General features: G+C 71.0%; 14 protein-coding genes. 6 read left to right on the top strand and 8 right to left on the bottom strand.

Annotation, left to right across the window (positions count from 1 at the left end; all coding sequences use genetic code 11):
- Nucleotides 1–27 precede the first annotated feature (27 nt).
- From KM427_RS01445 to KM427_RS01420, 6 genes are all read right to left on the bottom strand, one after another.
- The gene (locus KM427_RS01445; protein ID WP_252274941.1) at nt 28–1,014 is read right to left on the bottom strand and encodes an ABC transporter substrate-binding protein; all 987 of its coding nucleotides are present in this window, start codon (nt 1,012–1,014) and stop codon (nt 28–30) included.
- A gap of 53 nt (nt 1,015–1,067) precedes the next feature.
- Nucleotides 1,068–3,110 (bottom strand): ABC transporter permease, encoded by a 2,043-nt coding sequence (locus KM427_RS01440; protein WP_183595480.1) that lies wholly within the window; start codon nt 3,108–3,110, stop codon nt 1,068–1,070.
- A 67-nt stretch (nt 3,111–3,177) separates the two neighbouring features.
- Nucleotides 3,178–4,242: a quaternary amine ABC transporter ATP-binding protein gene (locus KM427_RS01435; RefSeq protein WP_183595481.1), complete on the bottom strand. Its 1,065-nt coding sequence runs from the start codon at nt 4,240–4,242 to the stop codon at nt 3,178–3,180.
- On the bottom strand, nt 4,239–5,933 hold the full coding sequence (gene betA, locus KM427_RS01430; protein ID WP_215526007.1) for a choline dehydrogenase: 1,695 nt from the start codon (nt 5,931–5,933) through the stop codon (nt 4,239–4,241). Before betA ends, KM427_RS01435 begins: the two co-directional genes overlap by 4 nt.
- Before the next feature lie 9 nt (nt 5,934–5,942).
- Nucleotides 5,943–7,421 (bottom strand): aldehyde dehydrogenase family protein, encoded by a 1,479-nt coding sequence (locus KM427_RS01425; RefSeq protein WP_215526006.1) that lies wholly within the window; start codon nt 7,419–7,421, stop codon nt 5,943–5,945.
- Nucleotides 7,422–7,587: 166 nt separating this feature from the next.
- Entirely contained in the window at nt 7,588–8,352 is a 765-nt protein-coding gene (locus KM427_RS01420) for an IclR family transcriptional regulator (protein ID WP_183595484.1), read from the bottom strand.
- A gap of 115 nt (nt 8,353–8,467) precedes the next feature.
- Here KM427_RS01420 and purU point away from each other — a divergent pair, with 115 nt between their 5' ends.
- Nucleotides 8,468–9,346 (top strand): formyltetrahydrofolate deformylase, encoded by an 879-nt coding sequence (gene purU, locus KM427_RS01415; protein WP_252274939.1) that lies wholly within the window; start codon nt 8,468–8,470, stop codon nt 9,344–9,346.
- A gap of 233 nt (nt 9,347–9,579) precedes the next feature.
- On the opposite strand, the gene KM427_RS01410 is transcribed toward purU, so the two are convergent.
- Nucleotides 9,580–11,019 carry a trimethylamine methyltransferase family protein gene (locus KM427_RS01410; RefSeq protein WP_183595486.1) on the bottom strand — a complete coding sequence of 480 codons (1,440 nt, stop codon included), beginning with the start codon at nt 11,017–11,019 and terminating at the stop codon, nt 9,580–9,582.
- Between the two features lie 77 nt (nt 11,020–11,096).
- On the opposite strand from KM427_RS01410, the gene KM427_RS01405 reads away from it, so the two are divergent.
- The 5 genes from KM427_RS01405 (at nt 11,097) to KM427_RS01385 (ending at nt 15,918) form a co-directional block, all read left to right on the top strand.
- Nucleotides 11,097–11,876 carry an IclR family transcriptional regulator gene (locus tag KM427_RS01405; protein WP_183595487.1) on the top strand — a complete coding sequence of 260 codons (780 nt, stop codon included), beginning with the start codon at nt 11,097–11,099 and terminating at the stop codon, nt 11,874–11,876.
- The gene (locus KM427_RS01400) at nt 11,873–12,538 is read left to right on the top strand and encodes a cobalamin B12-binding domain-containing protein (protein WP_183595488.1); all 666 of its coding nucleotides are present in this window, start codon (nt 11,873–11,875) and stop codon (nt 12,536–12,538) included. The genes KM427_RS01405 and KM427_RS01400 overlap by 4 nt, the downstream gene beginning before the upstream one ends.
- Before the next feature lie 67 nt (nt 12,539–12,605).
- A complete protein-coding gene (locus KM427_RS01395; RefSeq protein ID WP_215526005.1) occupies nt 12,606–13,475 on the top strand; it encodes a dihydropteroate synthase in 870 nt (289 codons plus the stop codon).
- Between the two features lie 6 nt (nt 13,476–13,481).
- Nucleotides 13,482–15,341, top strand: coding sequence for an ASKHA domain-containing protein (locus KM427_RS01390; protein ID WP_215526004.1), 1,860 nt, complete (start codon nt 13,482–13,484; stop codon nt 15,339–15,341).
- Nucleotides 15,280–15,918: a DUF1638 domain-containing protein gene (locus KM427_RS01385; RefSeq protein WP_215526003.1), complete on the top strand. Its 639-nt coding sequence runs from the start codon at nt 15,280–15,282 to the stop codon at nt 15,916–15,918. Before KM427_RS01390 ends, KM427_RS01385 begins: the two co-directional genes overlap by 62 nt.
- A 72-nt stretch (nt 15,919–15,990) precedes the next feature.
- Here the strand turns inward: KM427_RS01385 and KM427_RS01380 are convergent, their stop codons facing one another.
- On the bottom strand, nt 15,991–16,839 hold the full coding sequence (locus KM427_RS01380) for a methylenetetrahydrofolate reductase (RefSeq protein ID WP_215526002.1): 849 nt from the start codon (nt 16,837–16,839) through the stop codon (nt 15,991–15,993).
- Nucleotides 16,840–16,846 lie beyond the last annotated feature (7 nt).

The following is a 16,846-nucleotide window of genomic DNA, read 5'->3' as shown; positions in this document are numbered from 1 at the left end:
TGCGGCTCCTCCCCGATCGCACGCGACTCAGCCGATCCAGGCGTCCACCTTGTCGGGGTTCTCCTCGACCCACTTGGCCGCGGCGTCCGCGGGGGACATGCCGTCGGAGGTGATCCAGGCCGCGACGAGGTTCTGGTCGTCGTTGGTCCAGTTGAAGTTCTTGACCAGGTCGACGCCCGGGCCGCCCTCGTCGGCCCACGAGGTCGACACGATCTTCTTCAGCGGGGTCTCGGGGTAGTCGCAGTCGACCGTGGCCGGGTCGTCCTGGCAGCCGTCCTCGTACGGCGGCAGCGCGACCTTCTCCATCGGGACCTCGGCGTGGACGTACTGCGGCTCCCAGAAGTAGCCGATCAGCCACTCCTTGTTCTTCTGCGCCTGCTCGAACGCCGTGATCGTCGCGGCCTCGCCACCCGAGAAGACGACCTTGAAGTCGAGGCCGAGGTTGCTGATGATCGCCTCGTCGAACTGGACGTACGACGGGTCGGACCCGAGGAACTGGCCCTTGCCACCGGACTCCGACGTAGCGAACTCCTTGGCGTACTTGTTCAGGTTGTTCCAGTCGAGGATGTCGGGGTGCTCCTCGGCGAGCCAGCCGGGGACGTACCAGCCGATGATGCCGACGTTGCCGTTCTCGCCGAAGTCGGTCGCGCTGCCGTCGCCGGAGCCGTCGAAGAACTTCTTCTCGAGGTCCGGATGGCCCCAGTCCTCGATGACGACGTCGACCTCGCCGGTGCCGAAGCCCTGCCAGGAGACGTCCTCTTTGAGGTCCTTGTAGTTGACCTTGCAGCCGAGCTTCTCCTGCGCGACGGTGCCAACCACGTAGGCGCTGGCCTCGTAGCCGACCCATGGGTTGACCGCCATGTTGAGGTCGCCGCAGTCGCCGCCACCGGCGGCGCCCGACTCGTTGGCCTCGGTCTGCTCGTCGATCGACCCGCCGTCGCCGCAGCCGGCCAGGACGAACGCCGCGACCGCCGCGACCGCCGTCAGCTTCGTTCCGATTCGCATCTTCCGCATTCCATCTCCTCCGTCGGGCTGTGCGATGTCTTCCGTTCCGAGCGTGTGGTTCGTCAACCGCCGAGGGCGGCTCGCCATCGGGGCCGCCGGGTGGCGTCGTGCGTCACGGCCTCGTCGTGGGCGGCGGCGCGGCAGATGCGGTCGACCATGATCCCGATCAGCACGATGCTGATGCCGGCGGCCGCGCCCTTGCCCCACTCCTCCGAGCGCGAGAAGCCGAGCACCACGTCGTACCCGAGGGCGCCGGCGCCGACCATGCCGCCGATGACGGCCATCGCCAGCACGTAGAGCAGTCCCTGGTTGGCGGCCAGCACCAGCGAGCTCCGGCTCATCGGCAGCTGCACCTTGGTGATCTCCTGCCAGGTGGTCGCGCCGGTGGAGCGCGACGCCTCGAGCGTGGTCGGCGAGACCCCCCGGACCCCGTCGGCCACGAGCTTGATCGCCACCGGCGCGGCGTACACGACCCCGGCGACGATCGCGGTGAACCGGGTGGGCCCGAAGAGCGCCAGCATCGGGATCAGGTAGACGAACGGCGGGATCGTCTGGCCGGCGTCGAGCACCGGCCGGAGCATCAGGTCGACGGAGGCCCGGCGGGCCATCCAGACGCCGAACACCACGGCGAGGATCATCACCAGGAGCGTGCCGACCAGGGTCATCGTCAGCGTGATCATCGAGTCGTGCCACAGGCCGAAGTAGCGCAGCCCGGCCAGGCAGATCACCGTCGGCAGCAGCGCGCGGGCGCGGCCGAAGACGAACGCGAGCAGCAGGATCGCGGTGGCGGTGACGTACCAGGGCGACTCGGCGATCAGCGACTGGAGCGGGTTGAGCAGGTAGTCGCTGATGAGGTTCTTGAACCAGTCGGTCGCGCCCCGGAACGTGTCGGTGAACCACTCGGTGAAGTCGTCGACCCACCCGGCGAGCGTGGGTCCCCAGGACGTCTCGGGGAACTCCGCGAGCGAGATGTAGGTGCGCGACGCCCACACCGCGACCAGTGCGCCCACCGCGGTGACCGCGAGGACGATCCGGCGTAGCCGGAGGTCGACCTGACCGCGGGCGGCCCGCTCGGACGCCTCGCTGGCGGCGGTCGTCGTCCGGTCGAGCATCACGGCCATGACGACGATCAGCATGCCCGGCACGAACGCGCCGCCGACGTCGTTCTTGAACAGCGCGGACAGCACCGGCTTGCCCAGGCCCGGGCCGTCGACGTACGCCGCGATGGTCGCCATCGAGAGCGCCGCCATGATCGTCTGGTTGAGGCCGACCACGATCGTCTTGCGCGCCATCGGCAGCTGCACCTTGCGCAGCCGCTGGAAGGAGGTCTGCCCGGCCGCGTCGGTGGCCTCGATCGTGGTCGGCGAGACGTTGCGGATGCCGTGGCCGGCGACCCGGATGATCGGCGGCAGCGCATAGATCAGCGTGCAGACCACCGCGGCGGAGGCGCCGATGCCGAAGAAGAGCACGATCGGCAGCAGGTACACGAACGTCGGCATCGTCTGGAAGATGTCCAGGAGCGTGTTGATCATGGACACCACCCACGGCCGGCGGCTGGTGCCCAACCAGACGGCGAGCGGCATCCCGATCAGCACGGAGAAGACGACCGCCACGAACGTGACGATCAGCAGGTCCATCGAGTCCGACCAGTAGCCGAACAGGCCGAACGAGACGAAGGACGCACCCACCAGCAGCGCGATCCGCCAGCCGGCCACCGCCAGCCCGATCCAGGTGGCGATCGCGGTGACGCCGAGCCACCCGATCTGCGGGACCGGCCGCGGGAAGTCGGGGATCGAGATCATCCGCTGGGCCCAGTCGACGACGTCGGTGAACCAGCCGCCGAGGCTGTAGGTGAACTGGATCAGCGGATTGGTGTCGCGGCTGGCCAGCACGGAGTCGCGGAAGTCGGTGAGCTGCTGCTGGACCTCCGTGTGCACCCGCACCGGGATCTCGAGTGTGTCGGTGCCTTTGGTCAGCGCCCAGACCACGATCCAGACGCCGATGACCACGAGCGCCCAGGCCCAGCGCGGCAGGCTGCGCGGCTCACTCGGGGGCGGCGGCTCGGCGCCGGCCTGCGGGCGCGGCGGGGCGATGGTGGCCGTCATGCGGGATCCCCGCGGAATCGTGGGCTGGCGGAGCGCAGCGGGGGAAGCTCGCGATTTCGTGGGGTGCTCATGCTGAAACTTCTTCCTCCGCGACCACGACGCGCAGGATCGCGTCGTCGTCGACGATGCCGACCAGCTGCCCGTCGTCGACGACCCGCACCGGGTGCTCGGAGGCGAGCGCGGCCTGGGCCGCCCGGCGGACGACGGTGTCGGAGCTCATCACCGGGCCGTCGGTCGAGTCGCCGGGCCGCGGATCGCGCATCACCCACTTGAGCGTGAGCACGTGCGAGCGCGGCACCTCGGAGGTGAAGTCCTTGACGTAGTCGTCGGCCGGGGCGCCGACCACCTCGTCCGGCGTGCCGATCTGCACGACCGCGCCGTCGCGCATGATCAGGATCCGGTCGCCGAGCTTGAGCGCCTCCTGGAGGTCGTGGGTGATGAAGACCATCGTCTTCCCGAGCTCGCGGTGGAGCCGGATCACCTCGTTCTGCATGTCCCGGCGGATCAGCGGGTCCAGTGCCGAGAACGGCTCGTCGAAGAGCAGCAGCGACGGGTCGCTGGCCAGCGCCCGGGCCAGGCCGACGCGCTGCTGCATGCCGCCCGAGAGCTGGTCGGGGTAGGAGCGCTCGTAGCCCGAGAGCCCGACCAGGCCGACGATCTCCTCGGCCTTGGCCCGGCGCTCCTTCTTGCCGACGCCGCGCACCTCCAGGCCGTAGGCCACGTTGTCGATCACCTGGCGGTGCGGCAGCAGGCCGAAGTGCTGGAACACCATCGAGGCGTGGGTACGCCGCAGCTCGCGCAGCTCGGCCTCGCTGGCGGAGACGACGTCGTGGCCGTCGACGACGATCTCACCGGAGGTGGGCTCGATGAGGCGGGTCAGGCAGCGCACCAGCGTCGACTTGCCGGAGCCCGACAGGCCCATGACGACGAAGACCTCACCGGGCGCGACCTCGAAGGAGACGTCGCGGACGCCGACGACGCAGCCGGACTTCTCCTTCAGCTCCGCGCGGGACAGTTCGGCGTCGGGCGTGCCGACGATCCGGTCGGCGCCGCGGCCGAAGATCTTCCAGAGGTTCTTGACGGAGAGGGCTGCGTCGCCGTTCTGGACGGTTCGCTCGCTGCGCTCGTTCATGAGGACTCCTCGGGATAGAGCGGCATGCCGTCGCGGTAGCGGTAGTACGGCACGTCGGCGGGCGGGAGTGGCGTGTTGCCGGCGATCAGGTCGGCGGCCTTCTCGGCGACCATCATCACGGGGGCGTAGATGTTGCCGTTGGTGACGAAGGGGAAGACGGACGCGTCGACGACCCGCAGTCCCTCGACGCCGTGCACGCGCATCGAGGCGGGGTCGACGACGGTGTTCTCGCCGACGCCCATCCGCGCGGTGCACGAGGGGTGCAGCGCGGTCTCGGCGTCGGCGCGGACCCAGTCGAGGATCTGGTCGTCGGTCTCGACGTCGCGGCCCGGCGAGAGCTCGCCGTCGTTGTACGGCGCGAAGGCCGGCTGGTTGAGGATGGTGCGGGCGACCCGGATCGCCTCGACCCACTCGCGCCGGTCGTTGGGCGTCGAGAGGTAGTTGAAGAGGATCGAGGGGTGCTGCCGCGGGTCGCGGGAGCGGATCCGCACGTGACCGCGGGTGTCGGCGTACATCGGCCCGATGTGCACCTGGTAGCCGTGCCCCTCGGTCGGCGCGGAGCCGTCGTACCGGATCGCGACCGGGAGGAAGTGGAACATCAGGTTCGGGTAGTCGACGTCGTCGTTGCTGCGGCAGAAGCCGCCGCCCTCGAAGTGGTTGGTCGCGCCGAGCCCGCGGCGGTGCACCAGCCACTGGTAGCCGATGCCCGGACGCTTGCGCCACGCGAGCCCGGGTGCGATCGAGACCGGCTGCTTGGAGGCGTACTGGATGTAGACCTCGAGGTGGTCCTGCGCGTTGGCGCCCACGCCCGGCAGGTGCTGCACGACCGGGACGCCGTGCCGGCGCAGCAGCTCCTCGTCGCCGATGCCGGAGAGCTGCAGCAGCTGCGGGGTGTTGATCGCGCCGCCGCAGAGGATCACCTCGCCGGCGTACGCCGTGCGCCGCAGCCGCCCGCCGCGCAGGTAGTCGACCCCGACCGCCCGCGTGCCCTGCACGCGCACCCCGGTGACGAACGCGAGCGTCTCGACCCGGAGGTTCTTCCGGTGCCGCACCGGGTGCAGGTAGGCGCGCGCGGCCGAGAGCCGCCGGCCGCGGTGCACGTTGCGGTCGAACTTCGCGAACCCCTCCTGGCGGTACCCGTTGACGTCGTCGGTCAGCGGGTAGCCCGCCTGCTGGGCGGCCGCGAAGAAGGCGCCGAAGAGCGGGTTGTCGGCCGGGCCGCGCTCGAGCACCAGCGGCCCGTCGCCGCCGCGCCAGGCGTCCGCGCCGTCGCTGCCGTCGGGCAGCAGCAGGCGCTCCATCCGCTTGAAGTAGGGCAGGCAGTGCCGGTAGTCCCAGTCCGCCATCCCCGGCTCGGCGGCCCAGCGCTCGTAGTCCATCGGGTTGCCGCGCTGGAAGATCATGCCGTTGATCGAGGAGGACCCGCCGAGCACCTTGCCCCGCGCGTGGTAGACCCGGCGGTCGTTCAGGTGCGGCTCGGGGTCGGTCTCGTAGCGCCAGTCGTAGAGGCGGTTGCCGATCGGGAAGGGCAGCGCGGCGGGCATGTGGATGAAGGGGTCGATCCGGAAGTCCGAGCGGCCCGCCTCAAGGACGAGCACGGACGTGCCGGGGTCGGCGGAGAGCCGGTTCGCCAGGGCACATCCCGCGGAGCCACCGCCCACGATGACGTAGTCGAACCGGTCCGCACCCATGTCCCGCTCCTACCCCGCGAACCAGTTCTGGACTGCCGGCCGGATGTTGTGCCAGACGTGCTTGGTCTCGCGGTACTCGTCGAGACCGGCCTGCCCGAGCTCGCGGCCGATGCCGGACTGCTTGTAGCCGCCCCACTCGGCCTGCGGCACGTACGGGTGGTAGTCATTGATCCACACGGTGCCCATCCGCAGCCGGGCGGCGACCCGCTGCCCCTTCCCGGCGTCCTGGGTCCAGACCGCGCCGGCCAGGCCGTAGATCGAGTCGTTGGCGATCCGCACCGCGTCGTCCTCGTCGGCGAACGTCTCGACGGTGAGCACCGGCCCGAAGGACTCGTCCTGGGTGACCGACATGTCGCTGCGACAGCCGTCGAGCACGGTCGGCAGGTAGTAGAACCCGTCGGCCAGCGCGGGGTCGGCCGGTCGGGCCCCGCCGCACCGGAGCACCGCGCCCTCGGCGAGGCCGCGCGCGACGTACGCCTCGACCTTGTCGCGATGCGCGGCGCTGGTGAGCGGCCCGGTCTCCGCCTTGTCGTCGAACGGACCGCCGAGCCGGATCCGCTCCGCGCGCTCGACCAGCCGGTCGACGAACTCGTCGTGGATCTCCGCCTGGACCAGCAAGCGAGCCCCGGCCGAGCAGACCTGACCGGAGTGCAGGAAGACGGCGGTCAGCGCGAAGTCGAGGGCGACGTCGAGGTCGGCGTCGGCGAACACCACGTTGGGGTTCTTGCCGCCGAGCTCGAGCGCCACCCGCTTCACGGTGGCGGCCGCCCCGGCCATCAGCCGCCGGCCGGTCTCCAGGCCGCCAGTGAAGGAGACCAGGTCGACCCGCGGGTCGCTGGCCAGCGGCGCGCCCGCGGCGGCGCCGGCGCCGGCGCCGAGGACCAGGTTGCCGACGCCAGCCGGCAGGCCGGCCTCCTCGAGCACCCGCATCAGGTGGACCGCCGAGTGTGGGGTGATCTCGCTGGGCTTGAGCACGAACGTGTTGCCGGCCGCGAGGCACGGCGCGACCTTCCAGGAGACCTGGAGCAGCGGGTAGTTCCACGGGGTGATCAGCGCACAGACGCCGACCGGCTCGTGCACGATCCGGCTGACGACGTCGGGGTTGCCGGTGTCGACGACGCGGCCGGCGTCCTCGGCGGCGACCCGGCCGTAGTGCCGGAACACGGAGACGACGTCGGCCACGTCGTACCGGCTCTCGACCAGGCGCTTGCCGGTGTCGAGCGACTCCAGTCGGGCGATCTCCTCGGTGTCGCGCTCGAGGAGGTCGGCGACGGCGAGCAGCAGGTCGCCGCGCTCGCGGCTCGAGGTCTGCGGCCAGCCGCCGTCGTGGAAGGCGTGGTACGCCGCGGCGATCGCGCGGTCGGTGTCCGCGGCGGTGGCCTCGTCGACCTCGCCGACGAGCGTGCCGTCGGCCGGGCACCGGATCTCACGGCGCGCTCCACCCGAAGCGCTTGCCCACGCGCCGTCCAGGTAGAGCTCGGGTACCATCCGAATCACTCCCCTGCGCGAGGTCAGAGTTGCGTATTGCGCAACAAATTCCTCTCCGCGCAACCAGTTGTTGGTCCTGAGGATGGAGTGGGGTCACTCCCCCGTCAAGGGAAACGCCGAGATGTAACGCTCCGGTGACCTGCCCGACCAGTCCGGCGGGGCACCGTCAGCGGTGCCCCCAGCCGAGTCGGTGCGAGACCTCCTCGGCGGCCGCCGTCAGCAGGGTCAGCACCTCGTCGACCCGCGGCTCCGGGAGCCGGAACGTGGGCCCCGAGACGCTCATCGAGGCGACCACGTCGCCGTGGGCGTTGCGCACCGGCGCCGCCGCAGCGGTGAGCCCCTCCTCGAGCTCGTCGACGGCCACGGCGTACCCGCGCTCGCGCACCTCGGCCAGCTCGTCGCGGAGCTTGGCCTTCGTCGTGATCGTCAGCCGGGTGTAGCGGGCAAGGGTGCCGAGCATGTCGGCCAGCTGGTCCTCGTCGAGGCCGCTGAGCAGGACCTTGCCGTTGCTGGTCGCGTGCAGCGGGATGTGCTGCCCGACCCAGTTGTGCGGCTGCAGCGCGGAGGAGCCCGCGATCTGGTCGAGGTAGAGCGCCGACCGGTCGGAGAGCACCGCGATGTTGACGGTCTCGCCGGTGTCGGCCGCCAGCTGCCGGCAGACCGGCCGCGCCTCCTGCACCAGGTCCAGCCGGGCGGTGGTGGCGCCGGCCAGCCGGAGCACGCCGACCCCGAGGCGGTAGCGCCCCCGGTCACTGGTCTGCTCCACCAGCCGGTGCGCCTCGAGCGTGGCGACGAGCCGGAACGCCGTGCTCTTGTGCACGCCCAGCTCGCCCGCGATCTCGGTGACTCCGGCCTCGCCGACCCGGGCGAGCACCTCGAGGACGGTCAGGGCACGGTCCACGGACTGGACCCCGACGGCGCCCTCGCTCATGCCCGGAGAGTAGCGCAGGATTGTTGCGTATCGCAGAATGCGTTTCGGTTCACGCAACACTCGGGGCAAGATGCTCGGAGCACATCGCGAGCACATCGGAAGGCGGCTGATCCCCGTGGCCTCTCTCGCCACCCCCACCATCGCGGCGGGTGACTATGTTCTCATCCTCTCGTGCCCGGACCGGCCCGGCATCGTGCACGCCGTCTCCGGCTTCCTGGTCTCGCGCGGCGGCAACATCCTGGAGAGCCAGCAGTTCGGCGACCCGCTCACCCAGCGGTTCTTCATGCGCATCGACTTCGAGACCCCCGGGCCGATCGACGCAGACGCCATGCGGACGGCGTTCGCGCCCGTGGCCGCGGAGTTCGACATGAGCTTCGAGCTGTGGGACGCGACCGCGCCGTACCGCACGCTGATCATGGTCTCCAAGCACCTGCACTGCCTCAACGACCTGCTCTTCCGCGCGAGCACCGGCTCGCTGCAGATCGACATCCCCGCGGTGGTCTCCAACCACCCCGACGCCGAGGCGCTGGCCTCGTCGTACGGCATCCCCTTCCACCACGTGCCCGTCACGGCCGACACCAAGCCCGACGCCGAGGCGGAGCTGATGCGGCTGGTGGACAAGTACGAGGTGCACCTGGTGGTGCTGGCGCGCTACATGCAGGTGCTCTCCGACGACCTGTGCCGCCAGCTGTCGGGGCGGGCGATCAACATCCACCACTCGTTCCTGCCGAGCTTCAAGGGCGCCAAGCCCTACCACCAGGCCTTCGACCGCGGGGTGAAGCTGGTCGGCGCCACCGCCCACTACGTCACCGCCGACCTCGACGAGGGCCCGATCATCGAGCAGGACGTGATGCGGGTCGACCACACCTACGACCAGGCGCAGCTGGTCTCCGCCGGCCGCGACGTCGAGGCGCAGGTGCTCTCCCGCGCCGTCCGCTGGCACTCCCAGTCGCGCGTGCTCCTCAACGGCTCGCGGACGGTCGTCTTCCGGTAGGTGGTTTCGAGGCTCAGGCGCCAGGGCGCCTTCGCACCTCAACCACCGCAACGCCGGGTTGAGGTGCGAGGGCCGCCAGGCCCGTGTCGCCGGTTGAGGTGCGAGGGCCGCCAGGCCCGAGCCTCGAAACCCCGTGAGCGGCGCATCACGCCGAGTTCGAGGCTGCTTCTCGGCTCGCCGGGTTTCGAGGCTCCTCCGCTCGTTCCTCGCTCCGGAGCACCTCAACCACCGTGTCAGTCGCCGAGCTCCGCCCGCCGGCGTACGACGTAGGCCTCGAGCTCCTCGCGGATCGCGTCGTCGAGCGGCGGGGGCTCGTACTCGTCGAGCTTGCGCTGGTAGATCTCCCCGGCGCGGGCGGCGGTGTCCTTGGCACCGCCGCGCATCCAGCGCTCGTAGTTGTCCGAGGAGGAGAGGAACGGGCGGTAGAAGCAGGTCCGGAAGCGCTCCATGGTGTGCATCGCGCCGAGGAAGTGGCCGCCGTGGCCGACCTCCTGGTGGGCGTCGAAGGCCAGCGACGCCTCGTCGATCTCCAGCGGCGTGAACTCGTGCTGGAGCATCTGCACCAGCTCCACGTCGATGATGAACTTCTCGTAGCCCGACACCAGCCCGCCCTCGAGCCAGCCGGCGGAGTGCATCACCCAGTTGGCGCCTGCCAGGAACGTCGGCAGCAGCGTCATCATCGCCTCGTAGCCGGCCTGTGCGTCGGGCACCTGCGAGGAGGTGAGCCCGCCACCGGTGCGGAACGGCAGCCCGAAGTGGCGCGCGATCTGGCCGGTGCAGAGCAGGCCGATGCCCGACTCGGGGGTGCCGAACGTCGGCGAGCCCGACTGCATGTCGATGTTGGAGAGGAACGACCCGAAGACCACCGGGCAGCCCGGGCGGATCAGCTGCGAGAGCGCGATGCCGGACAGCGCCTCGGCCATCTGCTGCACCAGCGCGGCCGGGATCGTCACCGGTGACATCGCGCCCATCAGGATGAACGGCGTCAGGACGACGGGCTGGTTGGCCGCGGAGTACTCGAACTGCGCCTCGAGCATCCGGTCGTCCCAGCGCAGCGGGCTGTTGCAGTTGACCAGCGAGATGAGCGCCGGCGTCTCCTCGATCGCCTCGCGCGACCCGAAGAGGATCTCGGTCATCGCGATCGTGTCGCGGGCGTTTACCCCGGAGACGACGTTGCCCATGTAGACCTTGTCGGTCAGCGTCTGCAGCGCGTAGGTCATGTCGAGGTGCCGGCTGTCGAGCGGCGTGTCGTTGGGCTCGGTGACCACCCCGCCCGCCGAGTCGAGCGCGCCGAAGGACTGCGCGAGCCGGGCGAAGTTGCGGAAGTCGTCCATGGTGCCGTCGCGGCGCACGTCGCCCTGGCGCACGAACGGCGGGCCATAGACGGCGCCGAAGGCCATCGCGTCGCCGCCGATGTGCACCGAGTGCTCGGGGTTGCGGGCCTGGAGGTCGAACTCACGAGGCGCCTTCGCCACCTGCTCCAGCACGAAGTCCGGGTCGAGGAAGACGGTGTCGCCCTCGACCTTCTGGCCGGCGGCCGCGAACAGGTCGCGGGCCCGGGCGTCCATGAACTCGACGCCGATCTCGCTGACCAGGCGCCGCCAGCCGGCGTCCAGCGTGGCCATCGCGTCCTCGGAGAGCACCTCGTAGCGCGGCATCTGGTTGCGGAACATCGCCCCTCCTGCTTAACCTCATGATGTGGGACCACAGTTCCACATCATGGGACCACTGACCAGAGGGAAATATCGACGTGGCACAGGCGAGGACAGAGTCGAGCACCGGCACCCAGGCGGTCGACCGCGCCGCCGCGCTGGTGTCGACGGTGGTGCAGGCCGACGAGCCGCTCACCTTCGCCGAGCTCCAGGAGTCCAGCGGGCTGGCCAAGTCCACGACCTCGCGGATGCTGGCGGCCCTCGAGCGCGGCGGCCTCCTCGAGCGCGACCAGGACGGGTCGTACGTCGCGGGCAGCCTGTTCTGGCTCTACGCCGCGCGCCACGACCCCTGGCAGGAGCTGGTCCGGCTGGCCCGGCCCGCGATGGAGCGGATCGGGGAGGAGACCTCCGAGACCGTGCACCTCTCGGTGACCCGGGGCGAGAAGGTCGTCCAGGTCGCCCAGGTCGACAGCCGCTACCTGCTCGGCACCCGCGACTGGACCGAGATCGACGTTCCCGCGCACTCCTCCGCGCTCGGCAAGGTCTTCTACGCCTGGGGGGCGCTGCCGCTGCCCGAGGGCGACCTCGAGGCGCTGACCGACACGACCATCACCACGCCCGAGGCCCTGCGCCGCGACGGCGTCCGCACCCGCAAGCGCGGCTGGGCGGTCACCGACGGCGAGCTCGAGGTCGGCCTGACCGGCCTCGCCGTACCCGTCCACGGCGTGCACGGCGACGTGGTCGCCGCGCTCGGCGTCTCGGGACCCACCCCACGACTCGAGGACCGCCTCGAGACGCTCGGCAAGCACCTGTCGTCCCACGCCGCGCAGCTCTCCCAGCTGCTGCGCGGCCGAACACCCAAGGAGGGTGTGGCATGACCCCAGAGGAGATCCTGCAGGGCCTGTACGACGAGACGCTGGTCGGCAACGGCCCGCGCGTGCTCGAGCTCACCGAGGAGGGGCTCGCGCTCCAGATGGAGCCGCAGACCCTGCTCTTCGACGCGCTCATCCCCTCGCTGGAGGAGGTCGGCGCGCGGTTCGAGCGCGGCGACTTCTTCGTGCCCGAGATGCTGATCGCGGGCCGCGCGATGGCCGGCGCGATGGAGCGGCTGCGGCCGCTGCTCGCCGAGACCGGCGTGGCGACCGTCGGCAAGTTCCTGATGGGCACGGTCAAGGGCGACGTCCACGACATCGGCAAGAACCTCGTCAACATCATGCTCGAGGGCGCCGGCTTCGAGGTCATCGACCTCGGCGTCCAGGTCGCACCGGAGAAGTTCGTCGCCGCGATCGAGGAGCACCAGCCCGACATCGTCGGCTTCTCGGCGTTCCTCACCACGACGATGCCGATGTTCAAGGCCAACATCAACGCGCTCGAGAAGGCCGGCCTGCGTGACTCGGTCGTCGTCATGGTCGGCGGCGCCCCGGTCACCCAGGAGTACGCCGACGCGGTCGGCGCCGACGGGTACGCCGCCGACGCCTCGGCCACGGTGAAGAAGGCCAAGGCGCTGCTCGACGAGCGGCGCGCGAAGGTCCCCGCATGAGCACCCCACGAAACTGCGGGCTTCCCCCGCTACGCTCCTCCAGCCCACACTTCCGCGGGGTCCCCGCATGAGCACGCTCCACACCGTGCTCCGGTCGGCCTCGAAGGAGGTCGTGATCGGGCACGACCAGCGCTTCTGCCTGATCGGCGAGCGGATCAACCCGACCGGGCGCCGGATCTTCCAGGAGCAGCTCCGCGCCGGAGACCTCTCGGCGATCGAGCGGGACGTCATGGCGCAGGTCGAGGGCGGCGCCGACGTGCTCGACGTGAACATGGGCGTGCCGCTCACCGACGAGCCCGAGCTGCTGGCGCAGGCGATCCGGATGGTGCAGTCGCTCACCGACCTGCCGGTCTGCATCGACTCCTCCGTCGTCGAGGCGCTCGAGGCGGGGCTCTCGGCGTACGAGGGCCGGGCGCTGGTCAACTCGGTCACCGCCGAGGACGAGCGGCTCGCGGCGGTGCTGCCGCTGGTGAAGAAGCACGACGCGGCGATCATCGCGCTCCCCAACGACGAGGACGAGATCCCGATGGCGGCCGACAAGCGGCTCGACCTCACCGCGAAGATCATCCGGGTCGCGACCGAGGAGTACGGCATCGCCAAGGCCGACATCGTCATCGACCCGCTGGCGATGCCGATCGGCGCCGACACCACGACGTCGCTGGTCACCTTCGAGACGATGCGCCGGATCCGCGACGAGCACGGCGTGAACATGACCTGCGGCGCCTCGAACACGTCGTTCGGCATGCCCGACCGGCACACGCTCGGCGCCGCCTGGCTGCCGATGGCGATGACCGCCGGGCTGACCAGCGCGATCATGGACGCCCGCACGCCGCAGATCGTCGACGCGGTCAAGGCCGCCGACGTCTTCCTCGGCCACGACGAGTGGGGCATGGCCTGGATCGCCGCCCACCGCGCGAAGGCGGCCGCGACGACATGACCTGCCATGGATGAGCAGGGCCACGACGGCACCGGACGCGTCGACCTGAGCTTCACGGTCGAGGAGGCCCAGCGCACCGTGCGCGTGCCGCCCGGTGTGACGGTCTTCGACGCGGCGTCGTGGAACGGCATCGCGATCGACTCCACCTGCGGCGGGCACGGCACCTGCCACAAGTGCAAGGTCCGCATCGACGGGCCCAGCCCGATCACCCGGCACGACGTCAAGACGTTCTCGCGCGAGCAGCTCGACGCCGGCTGGCGGCTGGCCTGCCTGGTCAACGCCACCAGCGACCTGGCCGTCGAGGTGCCGCCACTCACCACCCGACCCAAGGCGGCGACCGTGGGCGTCGGCCGCCAGGTGATCCTGCGGCCGGCGGTCCAGAAGCGGTACGTCGAGCTGGCCGAGCCGACCCTGGAGGACCAGCGCACCGACCTGACCCGGCTGCTCGACGCGATCGACGACCTGGAGCCGGTGCCCGACCTGCACGTGCTGCGTCGGCTGCCGACCGTGCTGCGGCAGGCGGACTTCAAGGTGACCGCGGTCGTCGTCGACGAGGCGCTGGTGGACGTCGAGCCCGGCGACACCACCCGCGCGGCGTACGCCATCGCCGTCGACCTCGGCACCACCACGGTCGTCGCCACGCTGCTCGACGTCACCACCGGCACGCCCGTCGCGGTGGCGTCGATGCTCAACCGGCAGCAGCCCTTCGGCGGCGACGTGATCACCCGGATCAGCGCCACGATGCTCGACCCGGCCGCGCTCGACCGGCTGCGCGACGCGGCGGCGCAGACGCTGGCGACGCTGGCCGATCAGGTCTGCACCGAGGGTGGCGTCGACCCGGCCCAGGTCTACGAGGTGGCGCTCGCCGGCAACGCCACGATGACGGCGCTCGCGCTCGGGATCGACCCGGAGCCGCTGGGCGTCGCGCCGTTCGTCATGTCGACCCCGCAGCCTCCCGACCTGCTCGCCTCCGAGCTCGGGCTGCGGCTGCACCCGCAGGCCCGGGTCACGCTGTTCCCCGCGCTGGGCGCGTACGTCGGCGGCGACATCGTCGCGGGCATGCTCGCCACCGGCATGGACCGCGACAAGCGCACCCGACTCTTCATCGACGTCGGCACCAACTGCGAGATCGTGGTCAGCGACGGCGACCGGATCGTGTCGACCGCGGCGCCGGCCGGACCGGCCTTCGAGGGCGGCGCGATCCGCTGCGGGATGCGCGCCGCCGACGGCGCGATCGAGGTCGTGAAGCTCGGCGGACCCGACGACCCGGTCGAGCTCGGCGTGATCGGAGACGTCGAGCCGCGCGGCCTCTGCGGCTCGGGTCTCGTCGACGCGGTGGCCGAGCTGGTGCGGGTCGGCCTGCTCGACGCGTCGGGACGCTACGTCGCCGACGACGTCGCGAAGGAGATCGCCCCGTCGCTCGCGGACCGGCTCGCGTACGTCGGGCAGGAGCGCGTCTTCGTGCTGCACCGGCCGGCGCCGGACGCCGAGCCCGAGGACTGCGTGGTGCTCTCGCAGCGCGACGTGCGCGAGCTGCAGTTCGCGAAGGCCGCGATCTCGACCGGCTGGACGCTGCTGCTCGAGGAGCTCGGCCTAGAGCACCGCGACGTCCAGCAGGTGCTGCTCGCCGGGTCGTTCGGGTCCTACCTCTCGGCCGCGTCGGCCGTCCGGATCGGGCTGGTGCCGAAGCTGCCGGTGCTGCGGATCGTCGCCGCCGGCAACGTCGCCGGCGAGGGCGCGAAGATGGCGCTGCTCTCCGTGCGCGAGCGCGCCGGCGCCCGGGCGCTGCTGGAGGAGGTGACCTATGTCGAGCTCTCCGACCGCGCCGACTTCAACGACCGCTTCGTCGACCAGCTCTCCTTCTAGAGTCGCTCTCATCGCCTGCGGCGCGATCGCCCAGCCCTGCAAGGAGATCGCCGACCGCCGCTCGTGGCCGGTCGACGTCCACCCGCTGCCGCCGCTGCTGCACAACCAGCCCCAGCTGATCGCCGAGGAGGTGCGCCGGCTGGCGATCTCGCTGCGGGCGGCGTACTCGTCGGTCGTCGTGGGGTACGCCGACTGCGGCACCTACGGCGCGCTCGACGCGGTGTGCGCGGAGCTCGGCCTGGAGCGGCTGCCCGGCCTGCACTGTTACGACGTCTACGCCGGCGCCTCGCACGTCGAGCGGTTCTTCGAGGAGCAGCCGGGCACCTACCTGCTGACCGACTTCCTGGTGCGCTCGTTCGCGCGCACCGTCGAGCGCGAGCTCGGCCTCGATCGCTGGCCCGAGCTGCGCGAGGTGTACTTCGGCCACTACACCCGCGCGGTCTGGCTGGCCCAGCAGCCGGACGACGAGCTGCGCCACCTCGCCGCCGACGCCGCCGACCGGATGGGCCTGCCGCTCACCGTCGTCGAGACCGGCGACGCGCGACTGGAGCGAGCCCTCCGCGACCTGGTCGGCTAGCTCCGGCTCCGCCGCGGACGTCATACGTTGCGAGGAAGGGGACGCACTGCCCGTATGACGTCCCGGGCGACCTCAGCCCCGCAGTCGCCCCAGCAGGTCCTGCCGCCAGGCCTCGGTCTCGGCGATCTGGTTGAACGTGAAGACGTGCAGGCCCTCGACCAGGGCGGTCGGCTCGGCGAGGGTGGGCGCGCACTTCTCGAGGAACGACTCTCCGGTGAACCCGCCGGGGGCGGCGAGGCGGGCGAAGGTGCCCTTGTGCTTGGCCAGGAAGCGGGTCGACTCGCCGACGCCGATCTTGGTGGCCATCGCGAGCAGCTTGGTGCGTTCCACGGGCCCGGGTACGCCGAGCAGCAGCGGCATGGTGATGCCGCGGCGGCGCATCCGGTGCACCCAGTCACGGATCACCCCGGGGTCGAAGGTCAGGTTGCTGACGACGTGGGTGGCATAGCGCCGCTTGTCCCACATCGACTGCACGGTCAGGTCGTCGTCGATGGTGGGGTGCGACTCCGGGTAGCCGGTGATCCCCACGTGGGCGAACGGGCGGCCGAGCGCCGCGAGGTCCTCGAGCAGCGCGAGGGCGTCGGGGTAGTCGCCGGCCGGGTCGGCGTCGCCGCCGGGCACGAAGATCCGGCTGATCTGCTTGCCGACCAGCCGCTCGCTGATCTCGGCGAGCTCGGTGCGGCCGCTGATCATCCGGGCCGCCAGGTGGGGCACCACGGCGTACCCGTGCCCGGCCAGCCGCTCGGCCAGGTCGAGCGTCGCCTCCAGGCCCTTGCCGGGCGACGCGGTCACGGTCACGGTCACGTCGCGGGGCACGTGGTCGAGCACCTTCTGCTCGGTGCTCGCGGTGGGCAGCACCTCGTAGCGCGCCAGTTCGAGCAGCCTCGAGAGGGTCTGCCGGTTCGTCATTCTGTTGCGCATGGCGGAA

The organism is Nocardioides sp. LMS-CY, assembly GCF_018732145.1.
GTDB classification, from domain to species: Bacteria; Actinomycetota; Actinomycetes; order Propionibacteriales; family Nocardioidaceae; genus Nocardioides; species Nocardioides soli.
This window is presented reverse-complemented; position numbering and strand designations above follow the sequence as displayed.

Bases quoted from the DNA above. Each gene is read 5' to 3' on its own strand.
- KM427_RS01445 (WP_252274941.1), bottom strand. From the start codon at position 1,014: ATGCGGAAGATGCGAATCGGAACGAAGCTGACGGCGGTCGCGGCGGTC.
- KM427_RS01440 (WP_183595480.1), bottom strand. From the start codon at position 3,110: ATGACGGCCACCATCGCCCCGCCGCGCCCGCAGGCCGGCGCCGAGCCG.
- KM427_RS01435 (WP_183595481.1), bottom strand. From the start codon at position 4,242: ATGAACGAGCGCAGCGAGCGAACCGTCCAGAACGGCGACGCAGCCCTC.
- betA (WP_215526007.1), bottom strand. From the start codon at position 5,933: ATGGGTGCGGACCGGTTCGACTACGTCATCGTGGGCGGTGGCTCCGCG.
- KM427_RS01425 (WP_215526006.1), bottom strand. From the start codon at position 7,421: ATGGTACCCGAGCTCTACCTGGACGGCGCGTGGGCAAGCGCTTCGGGT.
- KM427_RS01420 (WP_183595484.1), bottom strand. From the start codon at position 8,352: ATGAGCGAGGGCGCCGTCGGGGTCCAGTCCGTGGACCGTGCCCTGACC.
- KM427_RS01410 (WP_183595486.1), bottom strand. From the start codon at position 11,019: ATGTTCCGCAACCAGATGCCGCGCTACGAGGTGCTCTCCGAGGACGCG.
- KM427_RS01400 (WP_183595488.1), top strand. From the start codon at position 11,873: ATGACCCCAGAGGAGATCCTGCAGGGCCTGTACGACGAGACGCTGGTC.
- KM427_RS01395 (WP_215526005.1), top strand. From the start codon at position 12,606: ATGAGCACGCTCCACACCGTGCTCCGGTCGGCCTCGAAGGAGGTCGTG.
- KM427_RS01390 (WP_215526004.1), top strand. From the start codon at position 13,482: ATGGATGAGCAGGGCCACGACGGCACCGGACGCGTCGACCTGAGCTTC.
- KM427_RS01385 (WP_215526003.1), top strand. From the start codon at position 15,280: ATGTCGAGCTCTCCGACCGCGCCGACTTCAACGACCGCTTCGTCGACC.
- KM427_RS01380 (WP_215526002.1), bottom strand. From the start codon at position 16,839: ATGCGCAACAGAATGACGAACCGGCAGACCCTCTCGAGGCTGCTCGAA.